This window comes from Acidobacteriota bacterium (assembly GCA_029861955.1).
Lineage (GTDB): Bacteria > Acidobacteriota > Polarisedimenticolia > Polarisedimenticolales > Polarisedimenticolaceae > JAOTYK01.
Window position 1 is genome coordinate 37,334 of sequence record JAOTYK010000004.1, and the last position, 15,862, is coordinate 53,195.

A 15,862-nucleotide genomic window follows, 5' to 3' on the forward strand; every position below is an offset into this window, starting at 1 on the left:
GTTCCTTGCAATGAAGACTCACACGAAAAAAGGGTTCGTGTGTTCAATTCGGTCCTGCAACAGCCGGAACTGCTCTCCGGGGTCGTCGCGGTAACTGCGTTGCTGGTGGGTGCCGTTGTGTCTCGCCTGGGACGCCGACAACTCAAGACCGACCTCTTTGCCACCCGACGCAAGTTGGAGCGTGCCGAGAAACAGGCTAAAGATCAGAGTCGACTCCTCGGCAAGATCAAGAGCGAGCAGGAAACCATCGCGGCGCTGGCACGATCCCTACCGAGCGTCGTTCGCGAGCTGAACCGCGCGGACCTGAACTCCAGAGATGTGCCGGGGCTGATCATCCAGTTGATCACGGCGATCTTCGACCCGAACAAGGTCCTGTTCTATGCCACGGCACACGACACCAGTGGAGAGCGACGAGACCCGGTCCTGCATCTCGCCGAACAGCGGGGCCTGACCGACGTCCCACCGGCCCTTCGCTCCATTCCGTTCGGAGAGGGCAAGATTGGCTGGGTCGCTGCCAACAAGCTGGAGATGCTCAGCGAGAGTTGGGCCAATCCGATGGCCACCGACGGCGTGACGATCAAGGACAACCATCCGATGGTCCGACCCGAGATCGTCGGCCCGCTGCTCCATCACAATCATCGTAGCAACGAAGAGGTTCTGGGTGTGATCGCCATCAGCGGCGTGAACAACTATCCGCGGGACATGAAGCTGATGTTTCAGCTGGTGACCAACCTGGGATCCCTGGCCCTCGTCAACAGTCACTACCGGATGCGGTTGACGGCGCAGGCCAACCACGACGGTCTGACCGGGCTGCTCAACAAGCGACACTTCATGAAGTCTCTCAGCGAGATGATCTACGAGTCGGATCGCGATGCGCGCCCGGTATCGCTGTTCATCTTCGACATCGATCATTTCAAGAACTACAACGACACCAACGGTCATCCGGCCGGCGACGCGCTGTTGCGCTCGTTGTCGAAACTGGTCCAGAACTGCGTGCGTCCCAGCGACTGGGTCTGTCGATACGGCGGCGAGGAGTTCATCGTCGCCATGCCCGACACCCAAGGAGCGGAGGCCATGGTTGCGGCGGAGCGGATCCGCGCCGCCATCGAGGCGTACAAGTTCGAGCTCCAGGAGAATCAGCCCAACGGAGTTCTGACGATCAGCGGTGGAGTCGCCGAATTCCCCCGTGACGGATGCGACTCTCACGAGTTGACTCAGAACGCCGACAAGGCCCTGTACGAGTCCAAGCGTGGCGGGCGAAACCGCGTGACACGGTTTCGTGGCGTGCGCATCGGTGACGCAGCGGATGTCGTGGACCAGCCTGCGATGGCCGCTGACGATCGATCCGAGGGGGAGCACCGGTGAAGAGTCCGATGGGCATGACTCTGCCCGGCGACACCGCTGCCGCCCGACTCCCCGAGCTGCCGAGCCTGGTCGTGCTGCTCGGTCAGATACAGGAGCAACTCTCGGAGCGCCGCCAGCTGGGGCTGCTCTCGATCACGGTCCTCAGTGAGGGCAACGAGTTGTCCCGCAATCGATGGTCCACCTACGAAGCGATCCTCAAGGAGATCTCGGTCTTCCTGACCCGTTTCCAATCGAGCCGGCTGAGACAGAGCGATGTCATCCTGGATCCGCTTGTCGCCGGCAACACGTTTGTCGTGCTCCTGGGGCCACCCCGGGAAGAGCGTGCGTTGGACAAGGGTGACCTGACACGGGTACGCCATCGTCTCTCCCGTGGGATCAAGGCCCACCTGGGCAAGACTCTCCCGGCCGACGACGTGGAGAAGTTCGGCGTCTATCTGGGCGGTGCGTTGATGAGCCACGACGAGGGCGTCGATACCCGCCGGATCATCTATGGCGGCCTCGAGCAGGCGTTTGCCGATGGTCTCGGCCAGCGTGAGCGCGAAGAGCGAACTCACGCGATTCGCCTGCACCGACTACTGCGCTCCGAGCAGGTCAAGACCGTCTACCAACCGGTGGTCGATCTCGTCGCCCAACGGATCCTCGGCTACGAGGCGTTGACCCGCATTCCAAACGGCGCGTTTCAGACGCCCGATCGTCTCTTCAAGGTCGCCCGTGACAATGGCGCACTGTGGGCCGTCGAACGCCTCTGCCGCAAGAAGGCGATCGAAGGTCTACCGACCCTCGAGTCGGGTCAGAGGCTGTTCCTCAACATCGAGCCGGATTCGTTCAGCGATCCCCAGTTGCAGATGAGTGGCCTGCCCGAATTGCTACGGAGCGCGGGCCTGACACCGGACCGGGTGGTCTTCGAACTCACGGAGCATTCCGTCGTCCAGGACTTCGGAGCGCTGCGAGAATTCCTCGACGAGGTTCGCAGCATCGGTTACCAACTGGCCATGGACGACGTGGGGTCGGGCTACGCCGGTCTTCAGGCGATCGCCGAGATCCGCCCGGACTTCCTGAAGGTCGATATGTCGCTGGTGCGCGACCTACACCTGGATCCGATCAAACGAGAGTTGATCCGAACGATTCGCCGGTTTACCGACAATACGTCGATCACCCTGATTGCCGAGGGGGTCGAGCAACAGGCAGAGCTGGAGAAGTTGGCCGAGGCCGGTGTCCGTTGCGCCCAGGGGTACCTGTTCGCCCGACCCGACTCCCCGCCGGAGATTCCGGACTGGGAGAACCTGGTCGTCAGCGAGAGCTAGCGCCGTCCTTGCTTAACCGTTTCATATTTCCGCCCAGGTTACCGGCGGCATCGGTCACCCGAAGCTGAAGGGACCGGCCCTCCTCGTTTCGGAGCGCCTCCACCCAGACCTCGCAGGGCTCGCTTCCTGAGTCGGCCACCCCGTCGAGCGGCGTGACGGACCGCCACTGCCCCCCATCCACGGCCATCTCAACCGCGGCGACCGCGCCTTCGGGGTCCGCAGCGGAGAACTGAACACGCCACCCGTTGCCGTCGGATCGGATCTTCAGATCTGCGACGCGAGGTCGCGTGTTGTCCAGTTCGAATAGGTCGCTCACCTTCTGATGACGACGCCCCTCGCCGTCGGGATGATCGAGCTGATCGTCCACGGTGACACGAACACGATAAGCACCGTCGGGCATTCCCCGGGCATCCCAGCTGTAGTAGGTCGTCTCCAGGTCGCGGGCGATCGGGAACCAGGTCTCGCCGCCCTCCCGACGCACCGCGAGGGTTGCCCGAAGTCGATCGCCGTCCTGATCCCTGGCCAGCCATCGAAAGGTCCTGGCGCCGGGCTCGTACCCCTTGCGCACGGCTCCGTTCGAACGAGGTGCGGGACGACTCAGGCTGGCCATCGCCCGTCTCGCAACGGGGTCGTTGGCGATCACCGGCCCCAACCGACTGCTGCTCTGCGTCGGACCTGCAACCCAGATCACTCCCGGCCGCTCGATGTCGAGGGCCATGACTTGCGGTCGACGATTGTGGACACGGTAATGCAGGGAATAACCGCTGACCCGCGGCCCCTTGCCACCCCGTGCGGCAAGATGCAGACGGATCTGCGCACGACGGGCCGTGAGGCCGTCCTCTCCCGCCTTCTGCAACGGGACCCAATCGGACCACGTCTCGTCCGCCGACTCCGTATTGCCGACACGGATCTCCGTACGCAGCGTCCCGGACGTTCCGGGCTCGTCCCGGACCGTCACCTGCCCCCAGCGGGCGATGGTCCCTGCGTCGACGACCGGCGACAGATACCGCCCCGTCGCCCGCACCTCTGCGTGGATCCGTTCTATCCGTGCGTCGTGGGTCGCGCCGACCCAGATGCTGCCGGCGGGGTCCAGGGTCAGGGCGCTGGCCTGATTGGCGGAGACCCGCAACAGCCGGGACGCGTGTCCGGTCGTCGGATCGATGATGTGAAGACGACCCTGCGCACCGGTCGCCACCACCAGGAGTCCGTCCTCACGACGGGCCATGGCGAACGGCATCTCGTCGACGGTCTCCCAGAGTGTGTGGACGGCACCGTCGGGCTCGATGCGATAAACCGTTCCGCCGGGTGTCGCCGACAGCTTCTGCGGACCGCCGTCCCGACCGGGCGCGGACTTGTCGTCTTTTTTTTCCTTCGGTTCGCTTCCCGCGTCGTCCGACTCATCGGGCTTGGCACGGACGGTCACCGTCTGTTGGACCTGAGGCGTCTTGGCGCCCGCGCCACGAGCGGCACGATCGGCGCGACCAGGCAGCTTGGCACCACCGACGGCCAGGGCGTAGATCACGCCGTCTTCATCCCGCGCCAGGGCGACGATCTCCGGCGAGTCGGCATCGTAGAGGACGTACGGTCGCCCGTCGCCGGATATCCGGATGATGTGGCCCTGCCCGCCGGTCCCCACCAGAACGCCGCCGTCGTCCAGCGGAAGGAGACAGCGGACGGGATCCTGTGCGGTCTCGTGGACGATCGACGAGACGCCGTCCCGAACACGCAGGACCCGGCCAGGCACACCGGTGCCGACCCACAGGTCGCCGTTGTCGGCGACGGACAGCGCCCAGACGAACGCGGCGTCGGTCTCCACGAGCCTCTCGCCGACGTTGGCCGCCGAATACTTCCACACCTCGCCGGAGGGCGTCGCGCCCAGCAGGGCGTGACCGGCAGGATCGGTCGCGACGGCGGTGAACAGCTGTTCGTCCTCGGGTTGGTGCCAGATCGCCGTCTCTCCGTCGGCGGCGATGTGCAGCAGGCGTGCCGGTCCCGAGAGTGCGGCAAAGACTCCCCCGCGACCGTCGTGGGTCACCCGCCAGACGATCCCCTCTTCCGGCCCCCACAGGGTTTCGACCTCCGGAGCAAGTGCGAGGCGGCCGTCGGCATCGATCAACGTGCCGTCCAGGGTTCCCTGTGCCAGCGCCTGGGGTGTGGAGTACTGCGCCGTCTCTGCACCCCCCGCGGAGCCGGCGGTCAGGAGAACGAGCCCCAGGACCCACGGGACAACACAACGGGTGGATGGATCTCTCATGGTCGGGTCTCCGGTTCCAGTTTGGGGTCGATCTGTAGTCCCAGCACGAGCCCGCCGGTGACGGGACCGTCCAGCGGGAACTCGACACGATCGAATTCGACGATTCGATCGACGACGTTTCGTCGCAGGGTGGTGCCGTCTCCGATCAGTCGACGGGCGGTCGGTGGAAGTTCTCCGAGGCTGAGCCCGCGATGGGCAACGCCGTCGGCGAACCGATAGAGGACAGCCGTCAATTGATGAGCCGGGCGTCGTTGCGAGACGATCTGCAGGAGTGGATCGAGATCGACGGCGCTCAGTGCACGACGAAGATCTCGCCGACCCAGGGCACGAGCCACATCGGTCGGGGAACCGACGGCCAACGCCAGTCGTTCGAAATCCACGTCGCGAGGCAAGGCGACCTCGAGAGTCTCAACCCGACGATCGCCACGATAGGACTCCATCACGCATCGCACCCGGAGCAATTCGCCGGGACGCAGGGCGCCGCGGTCGTATTGAAGTTCGACCAGGCGATACTCCCGTCGCTCCGGAGACGCCCGCAGGGTGACATCGACCCCCTCGATCTCCAGCGGTTCGTACGGGTTGTCCCACAGGGCACCGATGGAGGCCTGGAGATCGGCGGCGAGACCGAACGCCACCGCACCACCGCTGCCGGAGTTCATCGACTCCAGGACCAGCGGTTCGTGCCCCTGCAGCCGAACACGTGCGTGGGCATAGATCGTCATCTCGGATTCGACGCCGAGCCGATTCGACAGGACGTTGGCCGAGGCCACCGCCAGCAGAAGCGGTGTCAACGCGTCGTGACGCACGACCTCGATCCGTAGCGGCTCCTCCAGTCGGCCCTCCTGGGCCAACGAGATCGTCATCGGAATCATCGCTGCCTGACGACCGATCTCGCCGACGACGGCGGTGAGCCGATCCTCGACGATGGCGCCGAGCACGCGTCCGGTTCTGGCCAACTTGGACGAGCCGGCGAGATCTCCGAGGGTGTGGACGACCTCCGCGTGAACCATCGGCATCTCGACCCGCCCGCGACCCATGAACGGGTGACCGAAGGCCCAGACCGTCTGGCCGTCGACCATCGTCACCGTGCCGGTGGCGGTAATACTCAGATCACCACGGGTCAGCGCCACGCCCACCGGCGAGCCACCGACCAGATTCGCGGCATCGCCGATGGTGGGATCCTCTCCCGCTCCCGGTACCAGGGTCATGCCCATTTCTGAGAGACGCTCGGCGGTCCACCCACGCAGCGCGCCATGCAGCCCGGAGACATGGACCGGGGTTCCGATCGGTTGGACCATCCCGTCGGACAGGCTCAATGTCGGGGTCTCCGCGCTCGCCCCGTAACGTCGGGCGTCCAACATGGCGTGGATCGGTGTGACACCGGCGATGGCGGAAGTCGGGAGGCTTCCCATCCGATAGGACAGGGCACCGACCAGACGTCCATCGATGAAGACGGGGCTCCCGCTCATCCCCGCGGCGACACCGACCTCCTCGGCGATGGGACCTTCCAGCCGGACGAGATACAGATCGATCCCCGCACCGAGTTGGTCATCGAGCACGCCGAGGACCGTCAACGGGATCTCGATGATCTCCCGACCCACGATCGCCGTCCGCGCGACACCCTGTTGCCCGGGACGCACCTCGCCCTCGATCAGGGGCGGCATCGCGTTGGCTAGCGGGAGCGCAGCGAGGCAGAGCAGGAGACCGACGAGCGTCGCCTGAACTCCCCTGGTCGCTTGGCGGGTCAGGAGTCCGAGCCGTTACGCAGCGATTCCTTGATCGCCTCGACGATGAAGTTCTGCATCGAGGGCTGCTGGCCACGCACCGCCGCGTAGACGAGACAGGGAAGCTTCAGGGAGATCTGCACGCCGTTGTCGTCAAGCGTGTCGAGCCACTTGCTGAACACGGCCCACGAATCAAACTGCTGCGCCTGGACCGCCCCGTTCCGGTAGAGCTCGATCAACTTGACCTCGTCCTTCAATCGAAACAGGACATCGTCTTCACGAAAATCGGAGAAGTCGCTGTAGGCGAAGAACTTGACTTCACCGGCGGTCTGGTCCTTGCCCTTGATGGATACCTCGGGCGTCTTGTTACAGCGGACCATGATGTAGTCGTCTTTGTTCTTGAAATGAAACGCGAGGATTGGATCCGTGCGAGGGTTATCGTCCGACGGCGTCTTCAGTGCTCGATAGACCCGTCGCGCGATCTCCTCATTCGTCTTTGCCATTCGGTCCACTCCACGTTGCCAAAATCGCGTTTTTGAATAGCAGGATTATACGTACCCCCATGGCGTGGCTCAACCGGCTTCCCCTTGCCTCCCTTGGCAATCCGGCCCTAGGTTTGACTCTGCGAGTCCGATCCGTCATCCGGGGAGTGAAACGCTGAAAAACAAAGGGAAATCGCCGCTTCCCCGGGAGATTATCCTGGGTGCGGTTCAGGGGTTCGGCGTCTCGATGGCGGTCTGGGGGCTGGCGGCGTTCTCTTCTCAGGATGCCACAACCATGTGGCCCCTGATTTTGATCGCCACTCTGGCCGGTGGGCTTCCCCTTCGCTCCCACCGCGTGGGCCCCATCGCGATCTCGTTACCCATCGTCTTGCTGGCGCAACATCTGTCCGGTTTCCCTCTGGCCGTGGCCTGCGGGTTGTTGGCGCGGCTGGCCGATGCCCATCGTCGTCAACGCCATGCCCCACTGTCCCCGGGTCGATGGGGGTACGAGTTGTCCCAATCGGCCATCGCCGTAACGCTGGGCGCGGTGACCTACAGTTGGATCGCCGATGTCGGACCGGCCGGCATGCTGACATCCATCGTTGCGATGCTCGGGTTCTCGCTGATGGTCGTCGGCGTCGACACGGCGCTCTCGCACCTGCGACGCTTCTGTGTTCAGCAATCGGCACCGTTCTCGCGCACGCGATTGTGGGCCCGTGGTGTCGAGGTTGCCCTCGCGTTGGCCACCGTTCCGTTTCTTGCCAACCTCTACTCGCTCTCGGGAGGTGCCCGCTGGATCTGGGTCACGCTCTTCGCGCTACTCGGCTTTGCGGGTGGCGTGGCCTATGGGCGTCGACGCGCAACGCGGGCCGCCCTCGATGAAACGACCCACGACGTCCATGACTCCATCGCCCGGGCCCTGGCGCACTCGCTGGTCGTCGAGGATCGGGAGTTGCGACACCACCTCGATCGTGTCCGCGAACTTTGCAAGGCACTGGCCCGGCGGTTCTCGTTCACACCGCCGGAGTGTCGATCCCTGTCGATGGCCGCGATCCTCCACGACGTGGGGAAGATCGCCGTCCCGCGTCGGATCCTCGACAAGCCGGCCCGCCTGGACGCGGACGAGTGGCGTCAGGTGCGGATGCATCCCGGTGTCGGCGCCGAGATCATCTCGAGCATCGACTTTCCCCAGGCTGTGCAGGATGCGGTCCGACATCATCATGAACGCTGGGACGGCACCGGTTACCCCGACGGACTGGCGGGAGACGAGATCCCCCTCGGTGCCCGGATCCTCTCCGCCGTCGACTGCTACGACGCCCTCGTCTCCGACCGTCCCTATCGAGCCGCCTACACCGAGTCTCGAGCCCTGGACTACCTGAACGAACAGAGCGGCCACATGTTCGACCCCACGGTGGTTGAAGCCCTGGTCGACCATCTACGCTCCAATGCCGCCGCGGTCGGCAGCGTGGAGATCGAGGAAACCGACGACGAGACATTCTCGATGAAGGAACGGGAGGCCTATCTCTGCACGCTCTACGACATGGAGCGCATCGCCGACTACGAGCTGGGAGAACCCGAACGCTGGACACTTCTGTCCGCGAACCTGAGGAAGTGGCTACCCCATCGAACGCTGGTGGTCTTCGGAACCGACGATGAGAATCGGTTGACGCCACTGTTCGCCGACGGCCAGGCCGCTGACGAACTCGTCGGCCTGAGGATCTCGTCCGCCGACTCGCGCATGGCCGGTCACAGTCTTGCGTCGCGTCGAGTGGTGAACTGTGTCCCGCCGGAGACCCTCGCACCGAGGGCCGATCGTCAGACGACCCACGACCTCGACGGTATCGCCGGCAGCGACGGACTACGGAGCCTACAGACCGGCATCGCGGTCCCTCTTATCCGGGATGGACGGGCGGTGGGGGTTCTCGCGCTGTACGACGACAAGGATCGCACCTTCGGCCTGACCGACGAGCGACGGCTTGCGTTACTCTGCGGGCCATTCGCCCGCGTCACACGGCAGCGAGACGACCACGGGGTCCCCGGACAACTCCCGGCCTCGCTCACCGATCCGCTGACGGGGCTCCCCAACGCACGCTACCTACGTGTGGAGGCCACCCGTCGTATCGGCGTGGAGACCGGCGACAAACCGTGTGGACTGATCGCGCTGGAGTTCGACGGGCTGGAGCAGGTCCAGGCCCACGACGGTCCGGAGACCTGCCAGCGAGCCACGATCGAACTCGCTCGTCGTCTCGCGCTACGCACGACAGGTCTCGAGACGCCCATTCGCATCGGCTGGAAGACGTTCATCGTGTTGACGCCGGAACATCGTTCCGGCCACCTCGTCAAGCGTTGGCGGGAGCTGACCCAACAACTCGAGGAGCGACCGGTGTTGCGAGCCGAAGGCGAACCCGTCGTCGTTCGTGTTATCGCGTCCCACGCCAGTTGGCCCGAGGACGGAGACGACTTCGAGACGTTGATGACGCTTCTCGGGTATCGGCTCGCGTCGAGTCGGCATGGGGATCGAACCGTGGTTCCGTTCGAGGCGAAGCGGGCGAGTGAACGTCTCGCCTGACTCAGCCCTGACGCCTCAACAACCGAACGACCGTACGGGCCGCAGAACGCGGTGGGAGCGGACGGGCAAACAACCGACGCAACTCCGCACGCCCCAACGAACCGTCCTGGACCGCGGCGAACAACGCGCGTCCGAGCCGCTGACCGATCGCCCGCGCCAGCACTCGACGCAACGGGCGGGACTGCCGTAGCTGGACGACCAGGTCCCGTGGCGGAATCGTGGCGGTCGACCGTTCGAAACGTCGATGGAGATCGATCCAGTAGTCCAGCATCTCGCCGGCCGGGGCTTCCTGCAATCCCACCCACGCCCCGGCGGCCGGACGCACCGCACGAACCATGTCCAGCCCCGCCACACCGCTGGCCGGATCCACGAGACGGGCCCCCAGTTGGGCCAGCCCCTCGGAATAGGCATGGGCGTACATCCGCTGGGCGGCGTCGTCGGCGAAGTCGTCGGGCGAGATGAACAACCGACCGGTGAGTGCGGTACGGAGGAACTTGGCACCGACACCCGCGGCGGCCCCCGGTAGGTAGGCCCGCAGGAAAATCGTGTTGGAACGGGCATCGTAGAGCGCTCCACGACGATCGAGGATCAGCCTAGCCTCGTCGATCTCGGCGGGACGCCGACCCCGCTCTTCCATGATCGGTTGCAACAGTTGCTCGGCTTCGGGGCCACTGTAGACCTCGGGGAACGCATCGACGAGATCCTCGCTCCAGCCCGCGCGATGATGGAGTCGCTTGCGGTCGGGCCGGATCTCGAGCCAACCACAGAGCACCTCGATCAGATGATGGACCGCCGGTGTCAGGTCGATCTCGTCGTCGTGGTGCGTGTCGCCACGCCAACGATCGAGCACCTGTCGGTAGGCTTCGTATTTCTCCAGGGGCCCGGTGTTGAACAGGCACCACGCCTCGTCGTCGATTCGTACCGGTCTGTCGGTAGGCAATCCCGCACCGACCAGTTGCCAGTACAGCGTCTCGGCGTTCTGCAGGACGACGCGGGAGGGCGTGTCGATGCCATGACGCTTGAGCCTGCGACGCACCAGACTGGGAAGATGGGTCTTTGCCAGATGGGACTCGCCGAACTGGATCAACCAGCGTCGTGCGGGATCCTGTGCCACGAGACCGGCGATCCGCCGCGCCGCATGTTCGTCGCGAACGGCGACGCCACCGTAGCCGCCGCGCGGCGGGGCGTCGAGGGCATGCACGGGGACGTTCAGATCGCGGGCGGCGTCAAGAACCGCGCGGAATCCGGCCCAAGGATAACCCCACTCCTCGCGGTAATGGATGCGACGCAGGAATGTCGCGTCGTCCAACTCCCCCGACTGCCGTCGGTCCAGCAAGCGTTGTTGCCGCGCGTAGACGAACTCGACGCCCAGGGCGAGCGGTCGATCGGACAGAGAGAGTCGGCGGAGAAGATCGGCGGCCTCGGCCTGGGCCGCCGGAGTCGCGTGGAAGTCCCCGATGTAGATCAGTCCGGCCGTCGTTAGATCCCGATCCATCTCGGAGCGAGACACCTGCTCGCGGAATCGTGCGACGCGTCTTTGGAGCTTTCGAAAATAGGGATGATCGAGGGAGCCGTCCTCCTCCATCACCTGACGTCGCAATCGATCAGCAGCCCGCTTCTGTCGTGCGATGAGCGGACTGACGGACCGGGGGGCGGTCCGACGACTCACGAGCCGTTGGCGCCTTTATCGGATTGACCGCCGTTGTCGTCGTCGCCCCCACGGAGGGACGAACGGAAACCACGGATCCCCTCACCGAGACCTCGGGCGAGATCGGGAATCTTGCGGGCACCGAATAACAAGATGAGGATGCCGAAGATGATCAGCAGTTCCGGCCCACCGAGGGTTCCGAATAGCGCGAGGCGTGCCATGCTGTCTCCTTCGAGGATGCCGCAGAACCGCGTCCAGGACCCTCAGGGCGAACTTACTACACTGCCCAGGCGGATGCCAGAACGGGACGTATCGCGGTCGCTCAGAGCAAAATCTCCCTGGAATCGCCCCGACGACGTGTCACACCGGTGGCGTCGAGGTGCTCCAGGAGCGGGATCGCATTCTTCCGGCTGATCCCGGCCAGTTCCTTGAACTCCCCCACGGCGAAGGAGCGCTGCCCCTCAGAAAACGTCTTCAGCTTGGCCTTCAACCCCTCGATCGCCCCCGGGTGGAACAGCTTGCCGTCGTGGAGACGAACGAGCCGCCCCTGGTCCACCAACAGATCGACGAGAGCGGTCACCCCTGGACGCTCGGCACTCGCGACCTTCGCCAGAGGGTCGCCGGGCTCGAGACCTTCCGCCCTGAGAGTCTCGGTCAATCCGTCTGCGATGCGCTGCTGCGCCGGACTCAGCCGGATCTCATGCCCGACGCGCCGCACACGATCTCCGGTCAGTTCGACGACGCCGGCGTCGGCCAATTCGTCCAGCTTTTTTCGCAGGAGATCCTGCGGGAGTTCCAGCGCGGCCTCGGCGCGGACGGTCTCCCGATTGAAGCCGACCTTCAGCGGTTCTTGTTCGTGGAGCGTGCCGACGGCATCCGCGAGACATTGCCCGGCGGCGGACCAGGCCTCCTGTTCGATCGCCCGTGTGCCGACGACCTGCGCCGACTCCAGGGAGTCCAGTTGGCTCGCCAGTTCCTCATCGGTGACTCCCAGAGCGGCGGAAAGCTCCGCGACCTCGAGTCCGCTCGACCCGGCCTGTCGTAGCCGATCCACCAGGACTGCCGCGAGATCCTCGGGATCGTTGAGCGTGACCTCGTCCGTCAGCGCCCGCGGCGGTGGCTGGGCATCGACGACCACGCCGCCTCCGATGGTGTCGATCGGCGACGGGCGACGGAGCACGAAACGATCGCCCGGCGCCAGGGCCAACGGCTCGTCGAACGTCAACTCGGCGGCGTAGGTCCCGCCTGCCTCGACCCGGCGCAATCGGATTCGCGCCGGACCGTCGGTGGTGCCCTGATGAAAACGGACCTGTCCGTTTCGTGCCAGGGCCTCCGGCATTTCCGGGCCCACCGAGACACGCGCCCACGCACGACGTGTGCGCAACATCTGCCCAGGTCGTGTCAGGGTTGAGCCGCGGGGCACCTCGTCGGGGTGGACGCCCTGCAGGTTGACGGCAACCCGTCGACCGGCGTGGGCCATCTCCACCGGTTGGCGATGAACCTGCAGGCCGCGAATCCTTGCGCGGGTGCCGGAGGGCAGGATCTCCAGCTCGTCGCCGGTCTGTAGCTGTCCGCCGACGAGCGTGCCGGTGACAACGGTCCCGAAGCCACGAAGCGTGAACGCGCGATCGACCGGCAGTCGCACGACAGACGACCGACCGGACTCGGTCACGGCGTCGCAACAATCGGCGAGGACCGCGCGTAACGCCTCGATCCCCACGCCGGTCTTTGCGGAGACCGGCACGATCGGTGCCCCTTCGAGAAACGAACCCGTCAACCACTCCTCAACCTCGAGTGTGGCGACGTCCCGCAGGTCGTCGTCGACGAGGTCCACCTTGGTGAGGACGACCACTCCACGGCGAACGCCCAGCAGTTCACAGATCTGCAGATGCTCTCGGCTCTGGGGCTGAATCCCCTGATCGGCCGCGATGACCAGCATCACGGCCTCGATCCCCGTCGCGCCCGCCACCATGTGACGCACGAACCGTTCGTGCCCCGGCACATCGACGAATGACAACGTGCGCGTGTCATCGAGCGGAAGATCGGCAAAGCCCAACTCGATCGTGATGCCCCTTCGCTTCTCCTCGTCCAGACGATCGGGGTCGGTCCCGGTCAGTGCATGGACCAGGGCGCTCTTGCCATGATCGATGTGACCGGCAGTTCCGATGACGAGGTGCCGCATCCTGCCGCTCAGTCGCGGACCAACCGTTCCGCGACGGCGCGACGGAGGTCGTCCAGTTCGAAGGGCTTCTGAATCCAGCCGACCTCCAGGGACTCGCGCAGCCCCCCGGCCTCCGCACTGATCGTGTCACCGGTGGTCAGAAGCACGGGCAGGTTCGCCGTACCCTCGGCGCGGCGGATCTCCTCGATCAGTTGCGCCCCATCGACACCGGGCATTCGCAGGTCCGTGATCAACAGGTCGAAACGTATTTCACGCAAGAGTTGCATCGCGGTTGTCGCGTCATGGGCATGACGGATCGTGTGACCGTCCTCCGCCAACGCATCGCGGATCATGGCCGCGACATCCTTCTCGTCATCCACCACGAGGATCGTCGCGGCGCGCAACGATGGCGGTGCTACGACAATCGAATCGCCGACCGTCCCGTCCACCCCACCCGTTGCGGCGCGACCGGCCGGAGGGAAGACCATCCGGAACAGCGCCCCACCCTGGGACCCGTCGGAGACCGCTATCCGGCCGCCGTGAGTCCGCACGATGTCGTAGCTCAGGGACAGGCCGAGACCGGTCCCCTCGCCCTCGCCCTTCGTGGTGTAGAACGGCTCGAAGATCTTGTGACGAATCGCCTCGGGAATCCCCGGACCGCTGTCCTCGACCTCGAGCCACAACGTGTCATCCACCGTCGTGCCGGTTCGGATCTCGATCCGCTTCTGGCCGTCCTGCCCCTGCAGCGCATGCTTGGCGTTGGTCAGAAGATTGACCAGCAGTTGCTGCAGCTCATGACGATCCGCCGTCAGCGCCGCCAATGACGGGTCCAGGGTGTGCTGGACGTCCACGCCGGACACGCGCAGCTGATAACCCAGCAGACCCAGGACCGATTCGACGACCTCGTTGAGGGAGGTGGGTGCGTGTTCGTTTCCACGACGACGCGCAAACGAAAGCAAGTTCTGAACGATCCGTTGGCATCGTTGGGCTTCGCGCTCGAGGGTATCCAGGCGGCGGCGGCCGGTCTCATCGGCACCGGCGCGCGCCAGGAGCTGTGCGTACCCCAGCACACTACTGAGCGGGTTGTTCAACTCGTGCGCGACGCCGGAGATCATCTGACCGAGGCTGGTCATCTTCTCCGAATGGGCCAGACGCTGTTGGCTTCGTCGTCGTTCGCTGACATCGGCAAGAACGATGGCCAGGAACTTCCCGCCGGGCGCAGGCACCGACGAAACGGTGACGGCGATGGCTCGATCCGGTTGACCGTAGACCTCGTCTTCGACCACGAGCTGCTCGTCCGCCTCCACACGACCGACGGCATTCTCGATACCGAGCGTCGCGATCAGGGGGCCCGCCGGGCCGCTGGGCTCCAACTCGAATCCCCGCAGCAACTCCTCACCCGCGGGATTCACCAGTACGATTCGCTGCCCGGCATCGAGGAGCACGACCGCCTGTGGCAACGACGCCAGGAGGCTCCGTGTTCGATCGGACTCGACCTCCATCACGGTCAGGATGCGATCGAGATGGAGCGCCATCTGGTTGCCGGCGCTGTACGCAAGACGCATCTCGCGATCGACGGCGGCGGCGGTCGGCACCAGGATCAAGCAGGCCACGACGCGATCTCCGCGGAGCAACGGCAGGATGACCAGACTCTCCTCGTCGACACCGGCCAGGGGTCCCGTCGCCTGTTCGACCTGCAGGGTCACCTGGCGGTCCTGTCTCCAGCCGAGGATTCCACGTGCGCGACGCAGCCAGTCCTTGCGGTGGGTCGGGTCGTCCGGCGCGCCACCGTGGAACTCGATCACCGCGTCACCGCCGACATCGTGGGCGACCACGATCGAGGCGGCCAGCTCGCTTCGTTCCAGGATCTCCACACCCGCCGCGAACAACTCGGCCGGCGTGCGGGCCTCGGCACATCGCTGCCCGAGTACCTGGATCAGGTTGAGTTCCTGCGTGTGAGCGGTAAGCCGCAGCAGTTCACGGTCACGCTCGACACGCTGCTGTCGCCACGCCGCCAGGGCCCAGGCCGCCTGATCGAAGGACAACTGCTCGTGGGGGTCGAACGCGGTGGAGAGGGTCAGCGTCCAGCTCGGCTGGCCGGCGACGATTCGTTCGAAACGACGGGTCGCACGACAGTCGTCGGAGATCCGCCACTCGGCGACGGCGGCATGGAGGCGGGAGGACTCGCCGAGACGGAGACCGAGGATCGGTGGGCCCAGCCAACCGGCGATCACCGTCAACGCGTCGGTCGCCGTCTCGCAGGCAAACAGCCGCGGCCAATCCATCGTCGTCTGCCGACGCGGGTCGGCGTCTACCGACTCGGATTCCCAATCGTGACGGAGATCCACGCAGCCG

General features: G+C 65.3%; 10 protein-coding genes. 3 read left to right on the forward strand and 7 right to left on the reverse strand.

The features are described 5' to 3' along the window. The first annotated feature begins 39 nt into the window (after positions 1–39). Together OES25_02765 and OES25_02770 are read left to right on the forward strand one after the other, a co-directional pair. Complete coding sequence (locus tag OES25_02765) at positions 40–1,365, forward strand: GGDEF domain-containing protein (GenBank protein ID MDH3626565.1); 1,326 nt, start codon at positions 40–42, stop codon at positions 1,363–1,365. Continuing rightward, on the forward strand, positions 1,362–2,669 hold the full coding sequence (locus OES25_02770; GenBank protein ID MDH3626566.1) for an EAL domain-containing protein: 1,308 nt from the start codon (positions 1,362–1,364) through the stop codon (positions 2,667–2,669). The genes OES25_02765 and OES25_02770 overlap by 4 nt, the downstream gene beginning before the upstream one ends. Here the strand turns inward: OES25_02770 and OES25_02775 are convergent. The 3 genes from OES25_02775 to OES25_02785 all read right to left on the reverse strand — a co-directional run bounded on the left by OES25_02775 (position 2,656) and on the right by OES25_02785 (position 7,150). Next, on the reverse strand, positions 2,656–4,923 hold the full coding sequence (locus OES25_02775) for an SMP-30/gluconolactonase/LRE family protein (GenBank protein ID MDH3626567.1): 2,268 nt from the start codon (positions 4,921–4,923) through the stop codon (positions 2,656–2,658). The genes OES25_02770 and OES25_02775 overlap by 14 nt on opposite strands. Continuing rightward, a complete protein-coding gene (locus OES25_02780; GenBank protein ID MDH3626568.1) occupies positions 4,920–6,587 on the reverse strand; it encodes a hypothetical protein in 1,668 nt (555 codons plus the stop codon). Before OES25_02780 ends, OES25_02775 begins: the two co-directional genes overlap by 4 nt. An 80-nt stretch (positions 6,588–6,667) precedes the next feature. Beyond that, entirely contained in the window at positions 6,668–7,150 is a 483-nt protein-coding gene (locus tag OES25_02785; GenBank protein ID MDH3626569.1) for a hypothetical protein, read from the reverse strand. A gap of 274 nt (positions 7,151–7,424) precedes the next feature. On the opposite strand from OES25_02785, the gene OES25_02790 reads away from it, so the two are divergent. Next, entirely contained in the window at positions 7,425–9,698 is a 2,274-nt protein-coding gene (locus OES25_02790; GenBank protein ID MDH3626570.1) for an HD domain-containing protein, read from the forward strand. A 1-nt stretch (position 9,699) separates the two neighbouring features. On the opposite strand, the gene OES25_02795 is transcribed toward OES25_02790, so the two are convergent. From OES25_02795 to OES25_02810, 4 genes are all read right to left on the reverse strand, one after another. Then, the gene (locus tag OES25_02795; protein ID MDH3626571.1) at positions 9,700–11,367 is read right to left on the reverse strand and encodes a ChaN family lipoprotein; all 1,668 of its coding nucleotides are present in this window, start codon (positions 11,365–11,367) and stop codon (positions 9,700–9,702) included. After that, positions 11,364–11,567, reverse strand: a complete 204-nt coding sequence (locus OES25_02800) for a twin-arginine translocase TatA/TatE family subunit (GenBank protein ID MDH3626572.1) — start codon at positions 11,565–11,567, stop codon at positions 11,364–11,366. The genes OES25_02795 and OES25_02800 overlap by 4 nt, the downstream gene beginning before the upstream one ends. 101 nt (positions 11,568–11,668) lie before the next feature. Then, entirely contained in the window at positions 11,669–13,528 is a 1,860-nt protein-coding gene (gene selB / locus OES25_02805) for a selenocysteine-specific translation elongation factor (GenBank protein MDH3626573.1), read from the reverse strand. Positions 13,529–13,536: 8 nt separating this feature from the next. Then, positions 13,537–15,855 (reverse strand): ATP-binding protein, encoded by a 2,319-nt coding sequence (locus tag OES25_02810; GenBank protein MDH3626574.1) that lies wholly within the window; start codon positions 15,853–15,855, stop codon positions 13,537–13,539. Positions 15,856–15,862 lie beyond the last annotated feature (7 nt).

Excerpts from the sequence above, each read along its gene's own strand:
- OES25_02775 (MDH3626567.1), bottom strand. The coding sequence starts at position 4,923 with ATGAGAGATCCATCCACCCGTTGTGTTGTCCCGTGGGTCCTGGGGCTC.
- OES25_02780 (MDH3626568.1), bottom strand. The coding sequence starts at position 6,587 with ATGCCGCCCCTGATCGAGGGCGAGGTGCGTCCCGGGCAACAGGGTGTC.
- OES25_02785 (MDH3626569.1), bottom strand. The coding sequence starts at position 7,150 with ATGGCAAAGACGAATGAGGAGATCGCGCGACGGGTCTATCGAGCACTG.
- OES25_02790 (MDH3626570.1), top strand. The coding sequence starts at position 7,425 with ATGTGGCCCCTGATTTTGATCGCCACTCTGGCCGGTGGGCTTCCCCTT.
- OES25_02800 (MDH3626572.1), bottom strand. The coding sequence starts at position 11,567 with ATGGCACGCCTCGCGCTATTCGGAACCCTCGGTGGGCCGGAACTGCTG.
- selB (MDH3626573.1), bottom strand. The coding sequence starts at position 13,528 with ATGCGGCACCTCGTCATCGGAACTGCCGGTCACATCGATCATGGCAAG.